At 45.5% G+C, this 22,201-nt stretch carries 18 protein-coding genes; 14 read left to right on the top strand and 4 right to left on the bottom strand.

The window, feature by feature from the left end; genetic code table 11:
• Window positions 1-31 precede the first annotated feature (31 nt).
• From ESB13_RS14955 to ESB13_RS14930, 6 genes are all read left to right on the top strand, one after another.
• Window positions 32-2,194 carry an alpha-galactosidase gene (locus ESB13_RS14955; RefSeq protein ID WP_129004444.1) on the top strand — a complete coding sequence of 721 codons (2,163 nt, stop codon included), beginning with the start codon at window positions 32-34 and terminating at the stop codon, window positions 2,192-2,194.
• Window position 2,195: 1 nt separating this feature from the next.
• Complete coding sequence (locus tag ESB13_RS14950) at window positions 2,196-4,046, top strand: glycoside hydrolase family 2 protein (protein WP_129004443.1); 1,851 nt, start codon at window positions 2,196-2,198, stop codon at window positions 4,044-4,046.
• Window positions 4,047-4,144: 98 nt separating this feature from the next.
• Window positions 4,145-4,495, top strand: a complete 351-nt coding sequence (gene rplS, locus ESB13_RS14945; RefSeq protein ID WP_129004442.1) for a 50S ribosomal protein L19 — start codon at window positions 4,145-4,147, stop codon at window positions 4,493-4,495.
• A gap of 117 nt (window positions 4,496-4,612) precedes the next feature.
• Window positions 4,613-4,819, top strand: coding sequence for a Sec-independent protein translocase subunit TatA/TatB (locus ESB13_RS14940; RefSeq protein WP_129004441.1), 207 nt, complete (start codon window positions 4,613-4,615; stop codon window positions 4,817-4,819).
• 36 nt (window positions 4,820-4,855) lie between these two features.
• Window positions 4,856-6,298 (top strand): Asp-tRNA(Asn)/Glu-tRNA(Gln) amidotransferase subunit GatA, encoded by a 1,443-nt coding sequence (gene gatA, locus ESB13_RS14935; protein ID WP_129004440.1) that lies wholly within the window; start codon window positions 4,856-4,858, stop codon window positions 6,296-6,298.
• An 86-nt stretch (window positions 6,299-6,384) separates the two neighbouring features.
• On the top strand, window positions 6,385-7,494 hold the full coding sequence (locus tag ESB13_RS14930; RefSeq protein WP_129004439.1) for a lytic transglycosylase domain-containing protein: 1,110 nt from the start codon (window positions 6,385-6,387) through the stop codon (window positions 7,492-7,494).
• A 22-nt stretch (window positions 7,495-7,516) separates the two neighbouring features.
• Here ESB13_RS14930 and ESB13_RS14925 read toward each other — a convergent pair whose 3' ends face one another.
• The 4 genes from ESB13_RS14925 to ESB13_RS14910 form a co-directional block, all read right to left on the bottom strand.
• Window positions 7,517-8,737 carry an anthranilate synthase component I family protein gene (locus ESB13_RS14925; protein WP_246022558.1) on the bottom strand — a complete coding sequence of 407 codons (1,221 nt, stop codon included), beginning with the start codon at window positions 8,735-8,737 and terminating at the stop codon, window positions 7,517-7,519.
• Between the two features lie 100 nt (window positions 8,738-8,837).
• On the bottom strand, window positions 8,838-9,314 hold the full coding sequence (locus ESB13_RS23805; RefSeq protein WP_164974224.1) for a hypothetical protein: 477 nt from the start codon (window positions 9,312-9,314) through the stop codon (window positions 8,838-8,840).
• An 86-nt stretch (window positions 9,315-9,400) separates the two neighbouring features.
• Window positions 9,401-10,663: an adenylosuccinate synthase gene (locus ESB13_RS14915; protein WP_129004437.1), complete on the bottom strand. Its 1,263-nt coding sequence runs from the start codon at window positions 10,661-10,663 to the stop codon at window positions 9,401-9,403.
• 146 nt (window positions 10,664-10,809) lie between these two features.
• The gene (locus tag ESB13_RS14910; protein WP_129004436.1) at window positions 10,810-13,074 is read right to left on the bottom strand and encodes a RelA/SpoT family protein; all 2,265 of its coding nucleotides are present in this window, start codon (window positions 13,072-13,074) and stop codon (window positions 10,810-10,812) included.
• A 65-nt stretch (window positions 13,075-13,139) separates the two neighbouring features.
• On the opposite strand from ESB13_RS14910, the gene ESB13_RS14905 reads away from it, so the two are divergent.
• The 8 genes from ESB13_RS14905 (at window position 13,140) to ESB13_RS14870 (ending at window position 22,197) form a co-directional block, all read left to right on the top strand.
• Window positions 13,140-14,954, top strand: coding sequence for an ABC transporter ATP-binding protein (locus tag ESB13_RS14905; protein WP_129004435.1), 1,815 nt, complete (start codon window positions 13,140-13,142; stop codon window positions 14,952-14,954).
• A 79-nt stretch (window positions 14,955-15,033) separates the two neighbouring features.
• Entirely contained in the window at window positions 15,034-16,170 is a 1,137-nt protein-coding gene (atpB, locus tag ESB13_RS14900) for a F0F1 ATP synthase subunit A (protein WP_129004434.1), read from the top strand.
• Window positions 16,171-16,221: 51 nt separating this feature from the next.
• Window positions 16,222-16,470, top strand: a complete 249-nt coding sequence (gene atpE / locus ESB13_RS14895; RefSeq protein WP_129004433.1) for an ATP synthase F0 subunit C — start codon at window positions 16,222-16,224, stop codon at window positions 16,468-16,470.
• A 90-nt stretch (window positions 16,471-16,560) separates the two neighbouring features.
• Window positions 16,561-17,055, top strand: coding sequence for a F0F1 ATP synthase subunit B (gene atpF / locus ESB13_RS14890; protein ID WP_129004432.1), 495 nt, complete (start codon window positions 16,561-16,563; stop codon window positions 17,053-17,055).
• Between the two features lie 2 nt (window positions 17,056-17,057).
• Entirely contained in the window at window positions 17,058-17,621 is a 564-nt protein-coding gene (gene atpH, locus ESB13_RS14885) for an ATP synthase F1 subunit delta (protein WP_129004431.1), read from the top strand.
• Between the two features lie 33 nt (window positions 17,622-17,654).
• Window positions 17,655-19,232 (top strand): F0F1 ATP synthase subunit alpha, encoded by a 1,578-nt coding sequence (atpA, locus tag ESB13_RS14880; RefSeq protein ID WP_129004430.1) that lies wholly within the window; start codon window positions 17,655-17,657, stop codon window positions 19,230-19,232.
• 90 nt (window positions 19,233-19,322) lie between these two features.
• Entirely contained in the window at window positions 19,323-21,548 is a 2,226-nt protein-coding gene (locus tag ESB13_RS14875) for a TonB-dependent receptor (RefSeq protein ID WP_129004429.1), read from the top strand.
• 22 nt (window positions 21,549-21,570) lie between these two features.
• On the top strand, window positions 21,571-22,197 hold the full coding sequence (locus ESB13_RS14870) for a hypothetical protein (protein ID WP_129004428.1): 627 nt from the start codon (window positions 21,571-21,573) through the stop codon (window positions 22,195-22,197).
• Window positions 22,198-22,201: the final 4 nt, after the last annotated feature.

The raw sequence follows: 22,201 nt of genomic DNA, 5'->3' as shown, positions 1-22,201 counted from the left end.
TAGTGTAAGTATCGGGATAAAATGTGTGATAATGAAAAACAAAATGATAATACGGGCAGCATTGTCTTTGACGTTGTTGCTGACGACGGGAATAATGGCTCAAACGAAAAGGATAGTGCTGGAGACAGCGCATACTTCAATGGTTTTAACTGTAGGCAGCAATGGGCGGCTTTATCAGTCATATCTGGGTGAAAAGCTTGTGACAGCTGATAATAATAAACTGCCCAGGGGCAAAGGCGCTTATGTTACCGGGGGGATGGATGATCAGTTGCAGCCAGCTATCAGGGTTACACATACCAACGGCAATCCTTCGCTGGAGCTTTTTTACCAGGATCACCAGGTTAAACAGGTGGATGCCAATGTTTCGGAAACTGTCATAAAGCTTAAAGATCCTCAATACCCGGTAGCTGTTGAGCTGCACTACCAGGTATTTGCGGCTGAAGATGTAATTAAAGCCTGGACGGAGATCCATAATGGAGAGAGCGGTGAGATCACTTTATACGACTATGCTTCTTCGATGTTACATTTTGAGGCGAAGGACTACTGGTTGACGCAGTTTCATGGCGATTGGGCTGCTGAAATGAAGATGCAGGAAAGTAAACTTACCAGCGGCATCAAAGAGATAGACAGTAAATTGGGAACCAGGGCTGCCATGTTCCAGAGCCCTTTTTTCCTTTTATCGCTTAATAAGCTGTCCGATGAAAACACAGGTGAGGTATTGGCTGGATCTCTTGCCTGGACAGGTAACTTCAGGTTTCATTTCGAGCTGGATCAAAGCAACTCTTTAAGGGTGATCTCTGGTATCAATCCTTATGCATCTGCTTATAAGCTGGCAGCTGGTAAAACATTTACGACACCTGCTTTCATTTTTACCTATTCTGCCCGTGGGCGGGGGCAGGCCAGTCGTAATATGCATGCGTGGGCGCGGTTGTATAGTGTGATGGAAGGTGATAAGCCGCGTATGATATTGCTGAATAACTGGGAAACAACATCGTTTAAGTTTGACGAACAGAAGCTGGTATCGATACTTGATGATGTGAATAAGATTGGGGCAGATCTTTTCCTGCTCGATGATGGCTGGTTTGGAAATAAGTATCCCAGGAGCAACGATAAAGCTGGCTTAGGTGATTGGCAGCCAACAAGATCCAAGCTGCCCAATGGTATAGGTTTTCTTATTAAACAAGCCCAGGTTAAGGGTACAAAATTTGGGATATGGATGGAGCCCGAGATGGTGAATCCTAAAAGCGAGCTTTATGAAAAACATCCCGATTGGGTATTACGTCTTCCCGACCGTCCTGAAAACTACCAGCGTAACCAGATGGTATTGGATCTGGCCAATCCGGAAGTAGCAGAGTTCGTGTTTAATACTATGGATGCGCTTATAGGCAACAATCCCGGACTTGCTTTTGTAAAGTGGGATTGCAATCGTTTTATGTCGAATGCCTGGTCGCCTTATCTGAAGCAGGATCAATCGAACCTTTATGTTGATTATGTATTGAATCTTTATAAGGTACTGGACCGCCTGCATAAAAAGTATCCTCATTTTCCTATGATGTTGTGTTCGGGAGGCGGCAGTCGTATTGATTATCATGCCCTGCAATATTTTACTGAATTCTGGGCCAGTGATAATACCGATCCGCTGGAGCGGGTTTATATGCAGTGGGGGTATAGTTATCTTTTTCCTTCTATAACAGTTGCCAGTCATGTTACATCATGGGGTAAACAATCCCTGAAGTTCAGAACGGATGTGGCTATGATGGGTAAGCTGGGTTATGATATAGATGTAAGTAAGATGACTGCCGATGAACTGGCATTCAGCAAGCAGGCTGTAGCCAACTACAAACGTTTAAGCAGCCTTGTGTGGTTTGGTGATATGTACAGGCTGGTTTCTCCTTATGAGGAAAACAGGGCTGTGCTGATGTATGTAAATAGGGAGAAAAGCAAAGGGCTGCTCTTTAATTATAATCTTAACGTGCGAGAGCATGAAACTGTTGCCAGGGTGAGGTTACAGGGGTTGGATCCGAAGAAAGAATATAAGCTGGAAGAGATAAACCTGGCGCCGGGTGCCAAACCGGTGTTCCCGGATAATGGCAAAACGTTCAGCGGCGACTTTTTAATGAAAGTGGGGCTTGATATATGCAGCTGGCATTTGAAAGCTTTAACCAGCGCTGTTATTGAAATAAGTGTTTTATAGTATGAGCAGAAAGATAAACAGGATAGGCATTGCTTGCTGCTTTTGGCTGATAGGTGTTTTACCCGCGGCTAAGAGCCAGGACGCAGAAGACAGGCAGCTGTTGCACAGCGGCGATGCCGGGAGGCAACATTGGATGCTTGATGGTAAATGGCAGGTGGCTGTAGATTGGTACGATAAGGGCGGTGCCGATGAAATTATCAGGAATAAACAACCTGCCGGTAAAGCTGATTTTGTAGAGTATTCTTTTGATAACAGTGAAACGTTGCAGGTGCCGGGTGACTGGAATTCGCAGCGTCCGGAGCTCAAATATTATGAGGGGAGCATCTGGTACAGAAGGCGTTTTGATTGTGGGGTGAAGCCCGGGAAGCGATATCTGCTGGATTTTGGAGGTGTTAGTAATCGTTGTGATGTATTTGTAAATGGCGAGAAGGTGGGGAGTCATGAAGGAGGATTTACTTCGTTTCGTTTTGATATTACCGCTATGCTGCGGTCGGGTGAAAACCTGTTGCTTTTAAAAGTAAATAACGAGAGAAGGGTTGATGCTATTCCCGCAAGGAAATTTGACTGGTGGAATTACGGCGGTATTACCCGTAGTGTTACTATTACGGAAGTGCCTGATGTGCATATAAGCGATTACTTCATTCAGTTGAAAAAGGGTTCCCGTTCTCAATTGGGGGGCTGGGTGCAATTAAGTGCCCGCGATAGTAAAAGGGCCGTAACGCTGGAGATTGGCGAAGCGGGTATCAGGAAAACAGTGTATACAGATACTTTGGGAAGGGCATCGATCGATATTGCAGCAGCTTTGACGTTATGGAGTCCTGAAAATCCCAGGTTGTACCGGGTTCGGATAAGTACGGAACAAGATTGTTTGCAGGACGAAATAGGGTTTCGTTCCATAGAGGTTTCGGGTACACAGATATTACTGAATGGCAAGCCGGTTTTTTTGAAGGGGGTGAGTTTTCATGAGGAGATAGCACAGCGGCAGGGCCGGGCTTTTTCCGAGTCTGATGCCAGGCAGCTGCTTTCGTCGGCGCGGGAATTGGGCTGCAATTTTGTGCGGCTGGCTCATTATCCGCAAAGCGAGCAAACGGTGCGGATGGCGGAAAGGATGGGGCTGATGATGTGGGAAGAGATCCCGGTATGGCAGGGAATTCAGTTCACAAATCCTGTGATCTTGCAAAGGGCTTCGACGATGCTTCATGAGATGATTGATCGTGATAAGAATCGCTGCGGTATTATTATATGGAGTCTTTCGAATGAAACGGCTCCTTCTGCGGCCCGGAATGCGGTGTTGACCCGTATGGCCGCGGAAGCGCGGCAGGCGGACCCTACGCGGCTTATTTCGTCGGCTTTTGACGCTTTTAAGTATAATAAGAACGAAATACTGATCAAGGATAGTTTCAGCCTTCAGCTGGATGTGCTGGCTGCCAATAAGTATATGGGCTGGTATCATCCCTGGCCTGCGGGGCCGGGTAATGTGGTGTGGAAATCGGATTTCAACAAACCGCTGATCATTTCGGAGTTTGGCGGGGAGGCGCTTTATGGCAACCATGGATCTGCGGATACGGCGAGCTTGTGGACCGAGGAATACCAGGAGCGGCTATATATCGATAACATTGCCATGTTTGATAAGATCCCTTTTCTGGCCGGTGTTTGTCCGTGGGTTCTTGCCGATTTCAGAAGTCCCTTCCGCATGCATGCCAGTTTCCAGGAGGGCTGGAACCGGAAGGGGCTGCTGAGCGACCGTGGCTTTAAGAAGAAAGCCTGGTTTATAATGTATCATTATTATAAAAGCATGGATGAAAAAATAAAACCGCCAAATAATATTCTGCAATTGCCTGATAAGCAATAATTTGCAGGAAATTGTCCTTGGTTTGTGCGGAAAGAATCCGTTTTAATTTTGACAGTTGATTTTTTACCATTACCTTTGCAGTCCTTAAATTTTTAGTCATGAATGCAGCAGTTCAATTTGTTCACGAGCAACTGACCGCTAAGAAGGAATATCCGAAGTTTAAAGCCGGTGACAACGTTACCGTTAACTATAAAATTGTGGAAGGTGGCAAGGAACGTATTCAGAGTTTCCGTGGAGACGTTTTGAAAACTCAAGGTAACGGCGCTACCGCTACTTTCACCGTACGTAAGATTTCCGATGGCGTAGGTGTTGAAAGGGTATTCCCTTATGCTTCTCCAAATATCGATTCTATCCAGCTGAACAAAGTTGGTAAGGTTCGCCGTGCTAAACTGTACTACCTCCGTGAGCGTAGCGGTAAAAGTGCTAGAATTAAGGAAAAACGTATCTAAATTCCTTCTGATACCGGAATATATTATAGGAAGCGAAAGTTTGGAAATAGCTAAACTTTCGCTTTTTTATTAGGTCTTAAGTAATACCTTTGTTTTTTACAACTTCAATTTATTTTTATGGGCAGTTTGGGTTTCCAGGAAATTTTGCTGATCGCAGTCGTAGTACTGGTGCTATTTGGCGGCCGTAAGATCCCTGAATTCATGAGGGGACTGGGACGTGGTATCCGTGAATTTAATGATGCCAAAGACAATGTGAAGAAAGAACTCGAAGAAGGCATTAAAGAGAAGGACAAAGCTCCTTCTGCTACAACAACTCAGCAGTAATCGTTTCTTTTTTCATCTCTAATCTCTTTATAGCCTTTGTTCCGGTTCTCTAGCATCAAAGACTATCATAATGCATTAGTGAACGGCGATACCACTTGTGTGGAGGCCGTTCATTATTATTTACAGCAAATTGATAGCACCCGCCACCTGAATGCTTTTGTAGAAGTTTTTACAGAAGAAGCTATTGCCCGTGCGCAGGAGCTTGATCAGACGCGTGCGCACGCAGGTATCTCTGGTAAGCTGCATGGCGTGGTGATTGGAATTAAGGATGTTATCAGCTACAAAGGGCATTCTCTCTCTGCCGCTTCCCGTATCCTGGGAGGTTTTACAGCTATTTATACCGCAACAGCAGTAGAGCGGCTTCTTTTGGAAGGCGCTATCATTATTGGCCGTCAGAATTGCGATGAGTTTGCAATGGGCAGCAGTAATGAGAATTCTGCTTATGGCCCTGTGTTGAATGCACTTGACAACGAGCGTGTACCTGGTGGTTCTTCAGGAGGTTCTGCTGTAGCTGTTCAGGCCGGTTTGTGTATGCTTGCCCTCGGTAGCGATACCGGTGGCTCTGTACGCCAGCCAGCTGATTTCTGTGGTATTATAGGTCTTAAACCCTCTTATGGGCGTATTTCACGTTATGGACTTATTGCCTATGCCTCGTCGTTTGACCAGATTGGAATCTTTGGTTCTTCGGTTGACGATGTTGCGCTGGCGCTTGAAACTATGGCTGGTGCCGATGACTATGACAGCACTGCCAGTCCTGCTCCTATACCCCTTGCTACAGCTGTTGAAGGCGAGGATACGGCCCGTTACAAATTTGCTTATTTTAAAGAATCGATAGATCATCCGGGCCTCGACCCAGAGATAAAGGCGGCATTTCTTGATTTTGCAAAAAAATTAACAGATGCAGGCCATCAAGTACAAGCTGTTGATTTCGAGCTGCTTGACTATGTAGTGCCTACTTACTATATTTTGACCACTGCAGAGGCCTCAAGCAACTTGTCGCGCTACGACGGTGTTAAATTTGGCTATCGCTCGAAACAGGAAGCTGAAGATTTGACAGCTTTTTACAAACAGAACCGCAGCGAAGGTTTTGGGAAAGAAGTAAAACGCCGGATCATGCTTGGCACATTCGTGCTCAGCTCTGGCTACTATGATGCTTATTTCACTAAAGCCCAGCAGGTTAGACAGCTTTTAACCCAAAAAACACAGGAAGTTTTTAATTGCTTCGACGCCATCATTTCACCCACTGTTCCCTCCCCGGCATTCCGCCTTGGTGAAATGAGTAATGACCCTATCGAGATGTTTCTTGCTGACATTTATACAGTTTTTGCGAACCTCGTTGGTATCCCCGGAATCTCTCTTCCGCTGTTCAAACACACATCTGGCATGCCTTTTGGTATGCAGGTCATGACTTCTCAAATGAATGAAGTACCTTTGCTGCGCCTTTCCAAAAGGTTAATACACCTGAGCGAACAGAATTAAGATTAGATTGTTTTTTAATATAGATTGATTTCGGCCTATACTCTTCGATAGGAAGTATTTATTGTTTCACTTTTTAATGCAAAAACATGATGCAAGGCAAGGGCTCTTTTGCCAGGGCGAAGTTTCGCATATTTTTAGCCAGGGTCACGCCGGGTATTCTTTTACTTATTATAGCCAGTATGGTGGTGATGTCATTTACCAATGACAGGAACGAGCCAACTGTTCCTTATAAAGTACGCAACAACGACAGCACTGCTGTAAGAGGGTTTAAAAGCCTGTTTGGAGACCGGCAGGAATATAATGCCGCTACGCCGGGTTTCTTCCAGATCAATCCCAAAGCGGTAGAATTTGTGAATGCCTATGTTCGCCTGGAGGGCGAAGAATTTGACAAGATGAAGGTCTGGGGAAAGCAGTATTTTGATCTTTACGACCAGATATTAACTGAAAATGATCTGCCTGTTGAGTTGAAATACCTTTCTGTAATAGAAAGCCATCTGCGCAAAGGGCTTGTATCCAGTGCCGGTGCTGTTGGTCCCTGGCAACTGATGCCCGATGAAGCAAAACGTTTTAAGCTGAAAATGGGAAAAGGTGTTGATGAAAGGCGTGATTTTGCCAAAAGCACTTACGTTGCCTGTCAGTTGCTGAAAGAGCTTTATGACGAGTTTGGTGACTGGTTACTGGTTGTTGCCGCTTATAATGGTGGTATTGGCCGTGTAAAACAGGCCATCCGTAAGTCGGGCAGCCGTAATTTCTGGGTGCTGCAATCTTTCCTGCCAGAGCAAACAAGAAAGCATGTAAAGAAATATATTGGCGCTCATTATATTTTTGAAGGCGGCGGTGGCTGGACCACACTCACTGCGGCGGAAACCAAAATCCAGAAGGATAATATTGCAGTGCTCCTTGGGCAGCGTCAGCTGACTGAAGAGGAACTGGCTAATACCCAAACGGTGGCACTTGCAGGTAAATACAATTCGAAAGTGATTGCTACCAGGCTGCGTTTTGATCTAACTGAATTCAATAAGCTGAATCCTGGTTTTGATAAAGCTCTTTTACAGGGCAGCACTTACGACATGCGTTTGCCACTGGATAAACTATCGCTGTTTAAAGATCACAGGCAGGAAATTCTGCAGGAAAGTGTGCGTGTGTTTTTAGCCGGACCTGATACAGATACTGCTACACTGGTTGTAAAGCTGTAGCCTTACTTCGTTTATTATAATTTTATTGAATTGCCTTCTCTATTGCTTTGGCTTTGAGAAGGCATTCTTCATATTCCCTGGAAGCTTCACTATAGAATGTAATGCCGCCGCCTACCTGATAGCTCAGATATCGTGTAATGGTGTTATAAAAAAGGCTCCTGATCACTACGTTAAAATCAAAATCTCCGCCGGGCTTTATATAACCAATAGAGCCGGAGTATAAACCACGTTCCGAGCGTTCGTACTGCGCTATAAGTTCCATTACCCGTTTCTTGGGAGCGCCTGTCATAGAGCCCATCGGGAAGCTGGCTTCCAGCACCTCCCTGAGATGTAAGCCAGGCAGTAAGCGGCCTTCTATTGTCGAGATCATCTGGTGTACCTGCGGAAAGCTGTATATTCCAAACAGCTCCGGCACATGCACAGATCCTTCTTCGCATACTTTACTCAAATCGTTTCGTACCAGGTCAACCACCATTACGTTTTCGCTTTTGTCCTTTGCGCTGTGCAACAGGTTTTGCCTGCTTTGTTCATCGGCAGCAGTATCATGTGGTATCCTGGCCGAGGTGCCTTTGATTGGTTGCGATATCAGTTGACTGCCTGTTTTGCGGATATAACGCTCAGGGCTGGCACAAAGCGCATATTGGCTGCCTAACTTGTAATAGGCAGCGAAAGGGGTAGGAGAGAGAGAGGTTAGTTTTTGATATAATAATTCCGGGTTTATGGTTACATCTGTTGCAAAGAACTCCTGACAGAAATTGAGTTCATAACAATCGCCGCGAAGAATATGTTGCTGTAGTTGTTGAATTGTTTGTAAGTACTCCTCACGCGTAAACCTGGGTTGCATTGTGATGCCGGACTTTGTTGGTGCGGGAGTATTGCTCATATGCGTTGCGCATATGCTTGCGTAAACATCGGCGGGATTGCTTTGCAGGCAACTGATTGTTGCATGGCTCGCTTCCAGCTGTATAACTATGTCGGGTTGAAACAAATAGCACACCGGGAAATCGTGGCGCTGTGCACTGGTAGTTGCGGGAGATAATGCACCGGTAACACTTCCGGCAAAGTTGTAATTGAAATGTCCGAAGAGCCAGTCCTGGTGTTGTTCCGTGTATTGCTGCAATGCATTCAGCAATGCGGCGCCGTCATTTATAATTTCCGGCGAAGGGGCGAATGCCGATACAGGGCCAACAGCCAGCAGACTTTCATAGCTGTGGTGCGGTTGCGCATACTGATTGTTATCCAAAAAACAACAAATGCTAAACTGGAGGCTCCAGCTTAGCATTTGTTGCTTAAATAAGATCAGATCTTTAATTGGGTATGCTTCAATAGTTCTGAGCACAACACTAGAAGTCGTCGTCGTCATCGTTGAAGTCGCCGTTATCATCGCCAAAGAGGTCGAACTCTTTGAAGTCTTCATCTACTTTAAAGTCGTCTTCATCTTCTCCTTTTTTGCTGCTACCGCCGCCGCCACCTGAAGATTTCTTTCCTTTAGACTTAGGAACATCGAATTCATCAAAATCGGGATCCCAGTTGTCGTCGTCATCTTCAGCCTTGTTCCAGTCATCATCATCGTCCATGTCGTCATCGTCGTCGTCGTCATCGTCCTCTTCATCGGCGTCTTTTTTGCCTTTTTTAGGAGCTGCTTTTGCTGACTTTTTAGATGGAGACTTGGTTTCAAAGTCGTCGTCATCGTCTTCTAAATCATCATCATCCTCTTCTAATTGTGCTTTAGATTTTGTGGATGGTTTTTCTTCGCTGTTTTTAGCCGCAGCAGAGGAGCGGCCTGTAGTTTTGTTCTCTTTGACTGGTTTTGCTGCCATATTCCGAAAAATTACTTCGTAAAATTTCAACGAGTTTTTTAATCAACAAAAATTTTTTTTGCACGTGCGCAAATTTGTGCCGCACACTATAAGGCTACTATCTGGTCGCGTCCAGGACCGTTGGATACATAACGGATTGGAGCGCCCACATATTTGTTGATGAATGCAATATACTGCGTCATATCTTCCGGCAAAGCATCTGCTTTTTTAATTTGTGTAGTGTCCTGATTCCAGCCTTTGAAAGATTGGAAAACAGGTTCCAGGTTAACACGTGTCATCTGGAATGGCACTTCAGCTTTTTCTTCACCGTTGACGTTATATGTAGTACAAACTTTCAGTGATTCAAATGCGTCGAGCACATCGGCTTTTGTCATTACCACCTGGGTCACACCGTTGATCATACAAGCGTATTTCAATGCAACCAGGTCAATCCAGCCACAACGGCGCGGGCGGCCTGTAGTGGCACCAAATTCGTTGCCTGTTTTGCGTAATTCTTCGCCTTGCTCATCGTGCAATTCTGTTGGGAACGGGCCGCTGCCTACGCGTGTACAGTATGCTTTGGTAACACCCAGTACTTCGCGGATCTTTTGAGGCGCAACGCCTAATCCGTTACATACGCCGGCAGAGATGGTGTTGGAAGAAGTTACGAACGGGAAGGTGCCGAAATCGATATCGAGCATGCTACCCTGTGCACCTTCGGCCAAAACCTTTTTGCCCTGGGAAATGTGATTGTTGATGAAATATTCTCCGTTAACAACATTCAATGTGCGCAGGAACTCCAATGCTTCAAAGAATTCGTCTTCCCAGGCGGAAATGTCTTCATTGAAATGGAAGTTATCGAGCAGCTTCTGATGTTTTAAACGCAGCTTGATATATTGTGAAGTAAAGTTTTTGTCAAGCAGGTCGCCCACGCGGATGGCATTCCGGCCGGTTTTATCCATATAGGCAGGGCCGATACCTTTTAAGGTAGAGCCGATTTTGCTATCGCCTTTAGATGATTCAGAAGCTTTGTCCAATGCGCGATGCGTTGGTAAGATCAGGTTGGTCCTTTCTGAAATGAACAGGTTTTTTCTTACGTCAATCCCGAAAGATGCAACTGTGTCACATTCTCTTTTTAAGGTTACGGGATCAAGTACAACACCATTGCCGATAAGGTTTACAGTGTTTTGATGAAAAATGCCGGAAGGGATCTGGTGCAGCACCACTTTCTTGTCGCCTACATATAAAGTATGTCCAGCGTTAGGACCGCCCTGAAAACGGGCTATAATATCGTAGTTAGGAGCAAAGAAATCTACAATCTTGCCTTTGCCTTCGTCACCCCACTGCAACCCCAGAATTACGTCAACCATTGAGTTTGTTTTTTGAAAATGAGTGGCAAAAATAAACAGTAGACCCTTTAAACGCATGAATCGGGCAAAAGTATTTCTGCAATTCCCAGTCAAATAATGCCGTAACTCTCCAACTGCCTATCGGGCCGCTGTTCCGGCCCGCTTTTTTACTGGATCTCTTCCGTATCGAAACGATCAACCGTTTGTATGCCGTTAAGCTGCTTTAAACGGTTCACCAGTTCGTCCAGCTCTTCTTTGTCGTGTACAAATACCTTTATAGAGCCCTGGAACAGGCCTTCCTTCGATTCAATTGTTAATCCGGCTATATTGATCCGTAATTCACCACTGATCACATTAGTGATCTTATTAATAACCCCTACGTCGTCCAGTCCTACCAGCTTAATTCCGGTAAGGAACGAAATCTCCTTATTCTTGGCCCATTTGGTTTTTACAATACGATGGCTGTAATTGGCCATCATTTGTGTTGCATTGGGGCAGGTAGTACGGTGAATGATCAGTCCTTTACCTGTACTTACAAAACCGAAGACATCGTCGCCCGGAATAGGATTACAGCATTTGGCAAGACTATACATGATCTTGTCGCTGCTTTCGCCGAAGATAATGAGCTCTGAATCCTTTTTATTATGCGTTGGTTTATATTCGGTGTGCTCGGTTTTAGCTTCTGTGACCGGTTTAACGGGTTTGGGTGGTTCCAGCCGGTCGCCCAGGACCTGAAAATCTTTAAGTTCCTTTAAGTCAATTAATTTGACGGTGATATTATAAAAAAGGTCTAACTGACTGGGGAGCTTGTAAAAGCTTACCAGTTCTTCTATATTATGCTGGTTGAATGCGGCTCCTACACCTTCAATTTTCCGCTGTGCAATGTATTTGCCTTCTTCGGCTATTTTCCGCTTTTCCTCTTTCAGGGCGTCCTTGATCTTGCTCTTGGCTTTCGCCGTTACTACCAGGTTCAGCCAGTCTTCATGAGGTTTCTGCTTATTGCTGGTGATGATCTCTATCTGATCGCCACTGCGCAGCTTATGGCCTATGGGCACCAGTTTATGGTTTACCTTGGCGCCAATACACTTACTGCCGATAGCGGAGTGAATTGAAAAGGCGAAATCCAGGGCGGTGGAACCAACAGGCAGCATTTTTACGTCGCCTTTAGGGGTATAAACGTAAATCTCCTCTGCCAGGAAGCTGGTTTTGAAATCCTGCAGAAAATCGACGCTATCGGTATCCTGTCCGCTGATCACTTCACGGATCTGGGTGAACCATTTGTCGAAGCGGTCCTCATCGCCGCTGCCTTCTTTGTATTTATAGTGGGCAGCGAGGCCTTTTTCGGCAATTTCGTTCATCCTTTTGGTCCGGATCTGTACTTCTACCCATTTGCCCTGCGGGCCCATTACAGTAGTGTGCAGCGCTTCGTAACCATTGCTTTTGGGATTGCTGAGCCAGTCGCGCAGGCGTTCCGGCGAGGGGGTATATTCGTCGGTGATCATGGAATACACTTTCCAGCATTCTTCTTTTTCCTTTTCAGGAGCGGAATTTAGGATGACCCGTATTGCAAAAAGATCATATACCTCTTCAAAGGCAACTCCTTTTTTCTTGATCTTGTTCCAAATGGAATGTATGCTCTTGGGGCGGCCATAGATCTCAAAGTCGAAACCGGCACGTACCAGTTTATCCTTTAATGGCTTTACAAATTCATTGATGTAGCGTGTACGTTCCCGTTTTGTTTCGGCCAGCTTACGTGCAATTTCCTTGTATTGCTGGGGTTCCATATACTTCATAGACAGATCTTCCATTTCTGTCTTGATAGCGTAAAGACCCATGCGGTGCGCGAGGGGAGCGTATACCCAAATGGTTTCGCTGGCTATTTTCAGCTGCTTTTCGCGCTTCATATAGTCGAGCGTACGCATATTATGTAAACGGTCGGCCAGTTTTATCAGAATTACCCTCGGATCATCCGTAAGGGTCATCAATATCTTTTTGAAATTGTCTGCCTGCTGACTGGAGTTGGTATCCATTACATTGGAGATCTTGGTCAGCCCGTCAACGATCCGGGCTATTTCATTGCCAAATTCCCGTTCAACATCATCCAGTGTGATATCGGTATCTTCTACCGTATCGTGCAGCAAGGCACAGATAGTGGACCTTATACCCAGGCCTATTTCTTCAACGCAGATAGACGCTACCGCCAGCGGGTGAAGAATATAGGGTTCCCCGCTTTTCCGACGCATGGTTTTGTGGGCATCCACAGCCATTTCAAATGCGCGTCGTAATAACTCCTTGTCGCCTCTTTTTAATTTGGGACGTAAGCTTCGCAATAAAGCACGATAATGCCGCAGAATCTCTTTCTTTTCCTGCTCCTCTGTTAGCGTATATTTCGGTAAAACCTGTTCGGGTACTGTCGGTTGCGTTTCCTGCATATTAAATACGAATTTACGAAAAAGCAGGCTGCTTTCCGCTAACTTATTACCTTTGGCCCATCATCATGAACGAGGGTGCAAAAAAAAAGATTTTCGATTTTTCTCTGTTACGCAGCGTATTCGTATTTGTAAAACCGTACCGTATTCAACTGGTGGCGAGTATTGTACTTGCCATTGTACTTGCCGTTTTTACACCTGTGCGTCCGTTGCTCATACAACTTACGATAGATAAGGCTACAGGAAAATCTGTTCATGTGCCTCAATGGCTGGAATGGGTGCTCTTTAACACCGATCTCAGCGATGCCTCCCGTTTTATTATCGCAGTGACCATTTTCCAGGTCATTTTCATATTCATTGAAACCACTGTGCGCTTTAGTTTCAGCTTCATCACCTCGTGGATGGGGCAGAGCGTGGTGAAGGATATGAGAACTACTGTGTTTCGTAAAATATTAAAGCTCAACCTAAAGCAATTCGATACCACACCCATTGGTACGCTTACCACCCGCACGATTAACGACATTGAAAATATCAACGACATTTTTTCCGACGGGTTGATTCCCATTATCTCGGACCTGCTTTCCATCATCATTACGCTGGCAACCATGTTATGGATCAACTGGAAGCTTACGCTTGTAAGCCTGATTCCTTTCCCTATCATGATCATTGCTACGTACTATTTTAAGGAAAGCGTTAACAAGAGCTTTATTAAAGTGCGTAATGCGGTAGCGGCGCTCAATGCTTTTGCACAGGAGCATATCACGGGTATGCATCTGGTACAGGCTTTTGCTTCGGAGGGCCGTGAGTATCGTAAATTCCGGGACATCAACCGCGATCATAGAAACGCCAATATCAAAGCAATTTTTGCCTATTCAATCTTTTTTCCTGTTGTGGAAGTGGTACTGGCGGTAAGCACTGGTATCCTGGTTTGGTGGGTGGCAGGTAAGCAGCTGGAAGCGGGTTTGCTGATAGCCTTTATACTATACCTCAACCAGATCTTCAGGCCGTTGCGCGTTATCGCCGATAAGTTCAATGTGATACAAATGGGGATGGTGGCTGCCGAAAGGATCTTTAAAGTGCTTGATAATGAGGATTATATAAAGAAAGAAGGAAGCTATGACCCTCCGGTAGTAAAAGGCGCCCTGGCATTTAACAATGTTTCTTTTGCCTATAATGAGCCCAATTACGTTCTTAAGAATATCAATTTCGATGTAAAACCCGGCGAAACAGTGGCCCTGGTAGGACATACCGGGAGCGGGAAAACGTCTGTTATCAGCCTCCTCAACCGGTTGTATCATATCCAGCACGGCTCCATTACGCTCGATGGCGTAAATATTGAAGACTACCAGCTTAACAAGCTTCGTGGCAGCATAGGGGTGGTATTACAGGATGTATTCCTTTTTTCGGGGTCGGTATTGGAGAATATTACGCTTCGCAACCCGGATATTACCAAGGAGCAGGTAGTGCAGGCTGCTAAAATGATAGGGGTACACGATTTTATCATGCAATTGCCCGGGGGATACAGCTATAACGTTATGGAAAGAGGCACAACGCTCAGCCTGGGGCAACGGCAGCTGATCTCTTTCATACGGGCGCTGCTTTATAATCCCGCCGTGCTGATCCTCGACGAGGCTACCTCCTCTATCGATACCGAAAGTGAGTTGCTTATCCAGCACGCCATTGATACCCTTATAGCAGACAGGACTTCGATTGTGATAGCCCACCGCCTGTCCACTATCCGCAAAGCCGATAAGATCATCGTGCTCGATAAGGGAGAGATCAGGGAAATGGGAACACATTCCGAACTGCTGGCAATGTGTGGATTTTACGCTACCCTGCATAGCATGCAGTTTGAAAAACAGGCAGGGGGACAAGTTTCTTAGAATTTCGCCCATAACACGACAAGTTTCATTTTTTTTTCGTGGCCCAACTCCTATCTTTGCGGCCAAATTTGAGGATCGTATGGCGTTCAAAAGCATAAAATACCTACTGGCAGCGGCTTTTAGCCTTTTAATCGGATTTTTCCCTAATGCTTCTTTTGCACAGGAAAATGAGCAACATGAAGCAACCGCTGCGCACCATGCCACAGAAGAGCCTGGTAAGTTCAATGCCGGTGAAACTATCATCGAACACGTTCTTGACGCTCATGAGTTTCATTTCTTTACGGTAGGTGATTTTCACGCTTCTATTCCTTTGCCTATTATCCTGTACTCTCCTGAAAGAGGGTTGTCTACCTTCTCCTCTTCAGCATTCGGTCATGGCGGACACGAGATCCATGAGGGATACAAACTCGAAAAGAACAAGATCATTCCTGTAAAGGAAGATGGTTCCGCCGATGAATCTGTAAAAGTGTACGATTTCTCTCTTACCAAGAATGTGGTACAAATGTTCATTGGTGTTATCCTGCTGCTGGTGATCATGTTATCGGTAGCTAAAAAATATAAAACCAACGGTGCTCATAAAGCGCCATCCGGCTTCCAGAACGTTGTAGAAGTGGCTATCACTTTTGTTCGCGACGATGTAGCCAGGCCCAACCTGCATGGTAAACATGAAAAATACATGCCTTACCTGCTTACCGTATTTTTCTTCATCTTTATCAATAACGTAATAGGATTGATTCCGGGTTCAGCGAATGTAACAGGTAATATTGCCTTTACTGCTGTACTTGCGGTTGTCTCACTTCTTGTTATCCTGTTTAGCACCAACAGTCATTTCTGGGGTCATATCTTCTGGCCTCCGGGGGTGCCTTTTTTGGTGAAACTGATCCTGATCCCTGTAGAATTACTTGGTGTATTCATCAAACCCGCAGCCCTCATGATTCGTCTTTTTGCGAACATGACTGCAGGACACATTGTAATCCTCAGCTTCGTTTCGCTGATCTTTATCTTCGGTAATATGAGCCCGGTAGCAGGTTGGGGTTTTTCTCCCGTATCTGTTGCATTCTCCGTATTCATCTATATGATCGAAATACTGGTTGCCTTTATCCAGGCGTTCATCTTTACCAACCTTACCGCTGTATTCATTGGCCAGGCCTTTGAATCAGGTCATGGTCACGATGACAAGCACGGTCACCACGACGAGGAGGTTTTTGCGCTGTAATAATTCAAACAACAATAGAAACAACTCTTTTATAATTCAAAATCACACAGTATGTCTTTAATGAACATTTTACTGGAAGCTGGTACTGCTCAACTGGGTGGTGCTATTGGCGCTGGTTTAGCAGCAATTGGTGCTGGTATCGGTATCGGTCAGATCGGTAAAGGTGCAGTAGAATCTATTGCTCGTCAGCCCGAAGCTGCAAACGACATTCGTGGTAACATGATCCTGACTGCTGCGTTCATCGAGGGTGTTGCCCTGTTCGCAGTTATCGCAGGTTTATTGGCTGTTTTATCAAACTAGTCAATTACCCCGAACAAAACATTACTGCATCTGACGCACAGGGCCGAAGATGCAGTATATTTTAGCTCATAAGCAAATCATCATATAAACATGGAACTGTTATTACCTGGGTTAGGGATTATCTTCTGGTCGCTGATTGCGTTTATCGTAGTGCTTCTTATCCTTAAGAAGTTTGCCTGGAAGCCTATTTTGACAAGCCTCAAAGACAGGGAAGACAATATCGCTTCTTCTATAGCTTCTGCTGAAAAAGTGAAAGCCGAAATGGCACAGCTGAAGAACGAAAATGAGGCCCTGCTGGCAAAAGCACGTGAAGAAAGAGCGGCTCTGCTGAAAGATGCGAAAGAAACTGCTGACAAACTGGTGACTGATGCTAAAGAGAAAGCAAAGACGGAATACGACCGTATTCTGACCGACGCTCAAAATGCTATTGAACAGCAGAAGAACAAGGCATTGACTGAAGTTAAAAATCAGGTGGGTGCCCTGGTGATCGATGTAGCTGAAAAAGTGCTGCGTAAAGAACTGGCTAATAAAGCAGAACAGGAAAATTATATCAAGCAGCTGGCTGACGGCGTTAAACTGAATTAATCATGCATAATCCACGTTTAGCCGGCAGATACGCAAAGAGCCTTATAGATCTGGCTACTGAGAAAGCTCAGCTGGAACAGGTTTATAACGACGTGATGTATCTGCAGGCGGTATGTAAAGCCAGCCGGGAATTCACTAACCTGCTGCGCAGTCCCATTATTAAAGCCGATAAAAAGCTGGCTATTATTAACGCTGTGGTTGTTCCCAACGTTTCTGAATTAACGGCCGCCTTTATCCGCTTACTTACCGTTAAAGGACGTGAAAGCGTACTTCCTGAAATTGCACAGGCTTTTATCGAACAATATGATGCGATGAAGAATATTCATCCCGTTAAGTTCATTACAGCCGTTCCTGTAGGTGACGACGTGAAAAACGCTATCTCCGAAAGGATCAAAACAGAAACCGGTTTGCCTAATATCCAGCTTAAACATGCCGTTGATGAAGAGCTCATAGGCGGTTTCGTAATTGAGTTCGATAACAAAAGGGTGGATGCTTCTGTTAAGCGCGACCTCGAGGATATCAAAAAACAATTTAGCCAGAACCTGTACAGCAGTAAAGTTGGCTAGTATAAAAATTTAAAACTCTCAAACTTCAATAATATGGTTGAAATAAAACCCGATGAGATCTCAGCGATATTGAGGCAACAACTGAGCAATTTCAATGCTTCAGCTGATCTGGAAGAAGTGGGTACTGTGCTCCAGGTGGGCGACGGTATTGCCCGTGTATATGGTTTGAACAACGTTCGTTCCGGTGAGCTCGTTGAGTTCCCTAGTGGCGTTAAAGCTATTGCACTTAACCTGGAAGAAGATAACGTAGGTGTTGTATTGATGGGTGAAAGCAAGGGCATTAAAGAAGGCGACAGCGTACGCCGTACCGGTAAAATCGCCTCTATTAAAGTAGGTGATGGCCTGGTAGGACGTGTAATCGATACCCTCGGCGAACCTATCGACGGTAAAGGTGCTGTTTCCGGTGAACTGTACGAAATGCCACTTGAGCGTAAAGCGCCTGGTGTTATCTTCCGTGAGCCCGTTAAAGAACCACTTCAAACAGGTGTGAAAGCTATCGACGCTATGATCCCTATCGGACGTGGTCAGCGTGAGCTGGTGATTGGTGACCGTCAGACTGGTAAAACTGCCATCTGTATCGATACCATCATCAACCAGAAAGAGTTTTATGACGCTGGCAAACCTGTTTATTGTATTTATGTTGCCGTAGGACAGAAAGCATCTACTGTTGCAGGTGTAATGAAAACCCTGCAGGATGCCGGCGCTATGGCTTATACTATCATCGTATCTGCTTCTGCGAGCGATCCTGCTCCGCTGCAGTTCTACGCTCCATTTGCTGGCGCTGCTATCGGCGAGTTCTTCCGCGATACCGGTCGCCCTGCCTTGATCATCTATGATGACCTGAGTAAACAAGCGGTGGCTTACCGTGAGGTGTCGCTGCTGCTGAAAAGGCCTCCAGGTCGTGAAGCGTATCCCGGTGACGTATTCTACTTGCACTCCCGTTTGCTGGAACGTGCTGCGAAAGTGATCAACAACGACTCTATCGCCAAACAAATGAACGATCTTCCCGATTCTATCAAACACCTGGTGAAAGGTGGTGGTAGCTTAACAGCGCTGCCTATCATTGAAACACAGGCGGGCGACGTATCGGCTTATATCCCAACGAACGTTATCTCTATCACCGACGGACAGATCTTCCTTGAATCAAACCTGTTTAACGCGGGTATCCGTCCGGCTATCAACGTAGGTATCTCCGTAAGCCGCGTGGGTGGTAACGCTCAGATCAAATCCATGAAAAAGGTATCCGGTACCCTGAAACTCGATCAGGCCCTTTACCGCGAAATGGAAGCCTTCTCTAAATTCGGTGGTGACCTCGACGCTGCTACCAAACTGGTTCTTGATAAAGGTGCCCGTAACGTGGAGATCCTGAAACAAGCGCAGTACACTCCGTTCCCTGTGGAAAAACAAGTAGCGATCATCTACCTGGGTACACAAGGTCTGCTTCGTGATGTTGCAGTTAGGAAAACAAAAGCGTTTGAAGAACACTTCCTGATGGAAATGGAAAATAAACTTCCTGAAGTACTGGCTGAATTCAAAAAAGGCGGCTTACCTGATGATGGTGTTGCCAAAATGGTGGAACTGGCTCAAAGCCTGATCCCTCAGTACAAATAGTACTTTTATGAAGTTTGAGTGATATTAAGAGCCCTGCTTTGCGGGGCTCTTATTTTTTTATTATGTTTGCTGCCCTTACCAAAACATAATATGAGAAAACAACTCGCCTTACTTTGCCTGGCTCTGGGAGTGGTATGTTCCGGATGGACGCAGGTTACGATAGGCGGCTCCGTGAAAGACAAAAAAGGCCGCCCTATACCCTTGGCTTCGGTAACCTTAAAAAATTCTTACGATGGCGCTACCACCGATTCTATGGGGCGCTATAGTTTCCAGACTACTGAAACAGGCGCACAATTACTGGTTATTTCCATTATGGGATATAAACCTTTTGAACAAACTATCATCATACAGGGAACTGCTGCCATATCGGTAAATGCCTCACTGGCAGAGCAGATCGATGAATTAAGGGCCGTTGTTGTATCGGCGGGTTCTTTTCCGGCTGGTGATGCCAAGCGCGCTAATATTATGAGTTCGCTGGATATGGCTACCACGGGCGGCGCTAATGCCGATATTACGGCTGCTCTAAAAACACTTCCGGGTACCCAGCAGATAAATGACCAGGAAGGGTTATTCGTAAGAGGTGGTACCGGTTATGAAACCAAACAGTTTATTGATGGTACCCTGGTTAACAACCCCTATTTTTCCAGTGTTCCGGATATTTCCCAGCGGGGCCGGTTTTCGCCGTTCCTGTTCAAAGGAATGGTATTCAGTACGGGTGGCTATTCGGCACTTTATGGCCAGGCGCTTTCTGCTGCACTGGTAATGGAATCCATAGATATGCCCGAGCGTTCCGAAGTAGATGCTTCCCTGTCGCCCATTTTTGCCAGTATAGGTACACAGCAGCTTGCAAAAAATAAAAAGTCGTCATGGGGTGTTAACTATAACTATACCAACCTGACGGCCTATTTCAATATCGTGAAGCAAAAGCCCGACTACTTTAAAACACCGGTCTTTCATGGCGGCGATGCTAATTTCAGGATCAAAACAAAGAACGGTATTATCAAATACTATACTACCTTCTCGAAAAGTGATCTGGGGCTTAGAAGGGAAGATATAGACAGTTCTTATTTAAAAGATGCTTTCGGATTATCGAACTACAACTGGTATAATAATCTCAGCTGGCGTGAAAACCTAGGGAATGGCTGGAAGATGCAGGCTGGCACGGGGTTCAGCATCAACAAGGATGATATCTCACAGCACGTACAGGACCAGGCGAATGCAGACAAGCAGTTTTCAAATGCTGTATTCTGGATGCGCGATAAAAACTTTATGCTGCATAACAAGCAGATAGCGGCTCAGGCAAGGCTGGTATTGGAGAAAAGGCTTTCAGGCATCAATAATATCCGCTTTGGATCGGAATACTGGTACTCACGTAACAATATCAGTTATAACGACTCCAGCTATGTATTGCCCGACCATTATAAGGCGCTGTTTGCGGAGTCGAATATCTATATCACCAACGACCTGGCGTTGACGGTTGGTGGACGCCTGGAGCATAATTCAAGCATCGATAAAATGGCCGTGGCACCTCGTGCTACCTTTGCCTATAAAACTTCAAAAGATGCGCAGGTTTCACTGGCTTATGGGATCTTCTTCCAGAAACCCGAGAACAGCCAGTTAAGGGGAAATGATATGCGCTATACAAAGGCCTCCCACTATATTCTTAACTATACAAAAATGACACGTCTCCGGTTATTCAGGGCGGAGGCTTATTATAAAAAATATGAACACCTGGTAAAAACGGCGCCGGAGTACAGTAACAATGGCGATGGTTATGCAAAGGGGGTAGAGGTATTATGGCGCGACAGGCAGTCTATCAAGGGCTTTGATTACTGGGTCAGTTATTCGTACCTCGATACGAAACGTGATTACCTCAATTTCCCCGAACGGATGACGCCCAATTTCGCAGCTGACCATACAGTCTCCCTGGTTACGAAGCGATTCTTTACCAGCATAAAAACCGGGTTTAACTTTACGTATAGCTTTGCTACAGGCCGGCCTTATTATAACCTGCAGCAGCAGACCAATCAGAAATATCGCATTGCCGATGCCGGAACTACAAAAGACTTTCATAACCTGGGCTTTAGTATGAACTATGTACCCAATGCCGGTAATCCTAAAGCAAGAACGAATATGGTATTATTAGCCAGCGTTACCAATGTGCTGGGAGCTCAACAGGTATCGGGATACAATTATTCTTACAGCGGCCTGGTAAAAAGCCCCATACTGCCACCTGCCAAGCGGTTTTTCCTTATAGGAATTTTCCTGAGCTGGGGCGTAGACAGAACTGATGATATTATTAATAACAATCTTTAATTATCTTTCTAAAAAAATAAACATGAAAGCTTTCCTCCTGATGCTCACCTTATGTGGCATAATAAGTGTACAGGCCCAGTCCGATAAATATGTGCAGGCGATGCAACAAAAGCTGGCGCTATTCGATTCAGCAAAAACATCGGCCGATCTGCAGTCGTTATCTGCAGCTTTTGAAAGAATTGCAGAAGCAGAAAAAACGCAGTGGTTACCCTATTACTACGCTGCATTGATACAGGCAAGAATCGGGTTTTCAGACAAAACTGCTGATAAAGATGCCATTGCAGCAAAAGCCAATGCATTGCTATCGAAAGCAGAGAGCATAGAAGACAATGCCGATTTATGTACGGTTCGTAATATGATCGCTACTGTTCAGATGATGGTAGACCCTATGAGCCGCTGGCAGACTTACGGCGCGCAGGCGTCAGCAGCTTTACAGAAAGGAATGAAGCTGGATCCCAATAATCCGCGTCTTTATTACCTGCAGGGAATGAGTTTGTTTGGAACACCGCCACAATTTGGCGGAGGTAAAGACAAGGCTAAGCCATTGTTTGAAAAAGCAATCGCATTGGGCAAGGCTGAGCCTGCAAAGCCATTGTTCCCGCATTGGGGACTGGCAGAATCTGAGAAGATGCTGGCTCAGTGTCAATAGACGA

The sequence above is a fragment of the Filimonas effusa genome, assembly GCF_004118675.1.
GTDB classification, from domain to species: Bacteria; Bacteroidota; Bacteroidia; order Chitinophagales; family Chitinophagaceae; genus Filimonas; species Filimonas effusa.
The sequence above is the reverse complement of the archived record's forward strand: the minus strand, read 5'-3'. Positions and strand labels throughout refer to the sequence as shown.

Excerpts from the sequence above, each read along its gene's own strand:
- atpE (WP_129004433.1), top strand. The coding sequence starts at position 16,222 with ATGTCTTTAATGAACATTTTACTGGAAGCTGGTACTGCTCAACTGGGT.
- rplS (WP_129004442.1), top strand. The coding sequence starts at position 4,145 with ATGAATGCAGCAGTTCAATTTGTTCACGAGCAACTGACCGCTAAGAAG.
- ESB13_RS14875 (WP_129004429.1), top strand. The coding sequence starts at position 19,323 with ATGAGAAAACAACTCGCCTTACTTTGCCTGGCTCTGGGAGTGGTATGT.
- ESB13_RS14940 (WP_129004441.1), top strand. The coding sequence starts at position 4,613 with ATGGGCAGTTTGGGTTTCCAGGAAATTTTGCTGATCGCAGTCGTAGTA.
- atpH (WP_129004431.1), top strand. The coding sequence starts at position 17,058 with ATGCATAATCCACGTTTAGCCGGCAGATACGCAAAGAGCCTTATAGAT.
- ESB13_RS23805 (WP_164974224.1), bottom strand. The coding sequence starts at position 9,314 with ATGGCAGCAAAACCAGTCAAAGAGAACAAAACTACAGGCCGCTCCTCT.
- ESB13_RS14930 (WP_129004439.1), top strand. The coding sequence starts at position 6,385 with ATGATGCAAGGCAAGGGCTCTTTTGCCAGGGCGAAGTTTCGCATATTT.
- ESB13_RS14910 (WP_129004436.1), bottom strand. The coding sequence starts at position 13,074 with ATGCAGGAAACGCAACCGACAGTACCCGAACAGGTTTTACCGAAATAT.
- ESB13_RS14870 (WP_129004428.1), top strand. The coding sequence starts at position 21,571 with ATGAAAGCTTTCCTCCTGATGCTCACCTTATGTGGCATAATAAGTGTA.
- ESB13_RS14955 (WP_129004444.1), top strand. The coding sequence starts at position 32 with ATGAAAAACAAAATGATAATACGGGCAGCATTGTCTTTGACGTTGTTG.
- atpA (WP_129004430.1), top strand. The coding sequence starts at position 17,655 with ATGGTTGAAATAAAACCCGATGAGATCTCAGCGATATTGAGGCAACAA.
- atpB (WP_129004434.1), top strand. The coding sequence starts at position 15,034 with ATGGCGTTCAAAAGCATAAAATACCTACTGGCAGCGGCTTTTAGCCTT.
- ESB13_RS14905 (WP_129004435.1), top strand. The coding sequence starts at position 13,140 with ATGAACGAGGGTGCAAAAAAAAAGATTTTCGATTTTTCTCTGTTACGC.
- ESB13_RS14950 (WP_129004443.1), top strand. The coding sequence starts at position 2,196 with ATGAGCAGAAAGATAAACAGGATAGGCATTGCTTGCTGCTTTTGGCTG.
- ESB13_RS14915 (WP_129004437.1), bottom strand. The coding sequence starts at position 10,663 with ATGGTTGACGTAATTCTGGGGTTGCAGTGGGGTGACGAAGGCAAAGGC.
- atpF (WP_129004432.1), top strand. The coding sequence starts at position 16,561 with ATGGAACTGTTATTACCTGGGTTAGGGATTATCTTCTGGTCGCTGATT.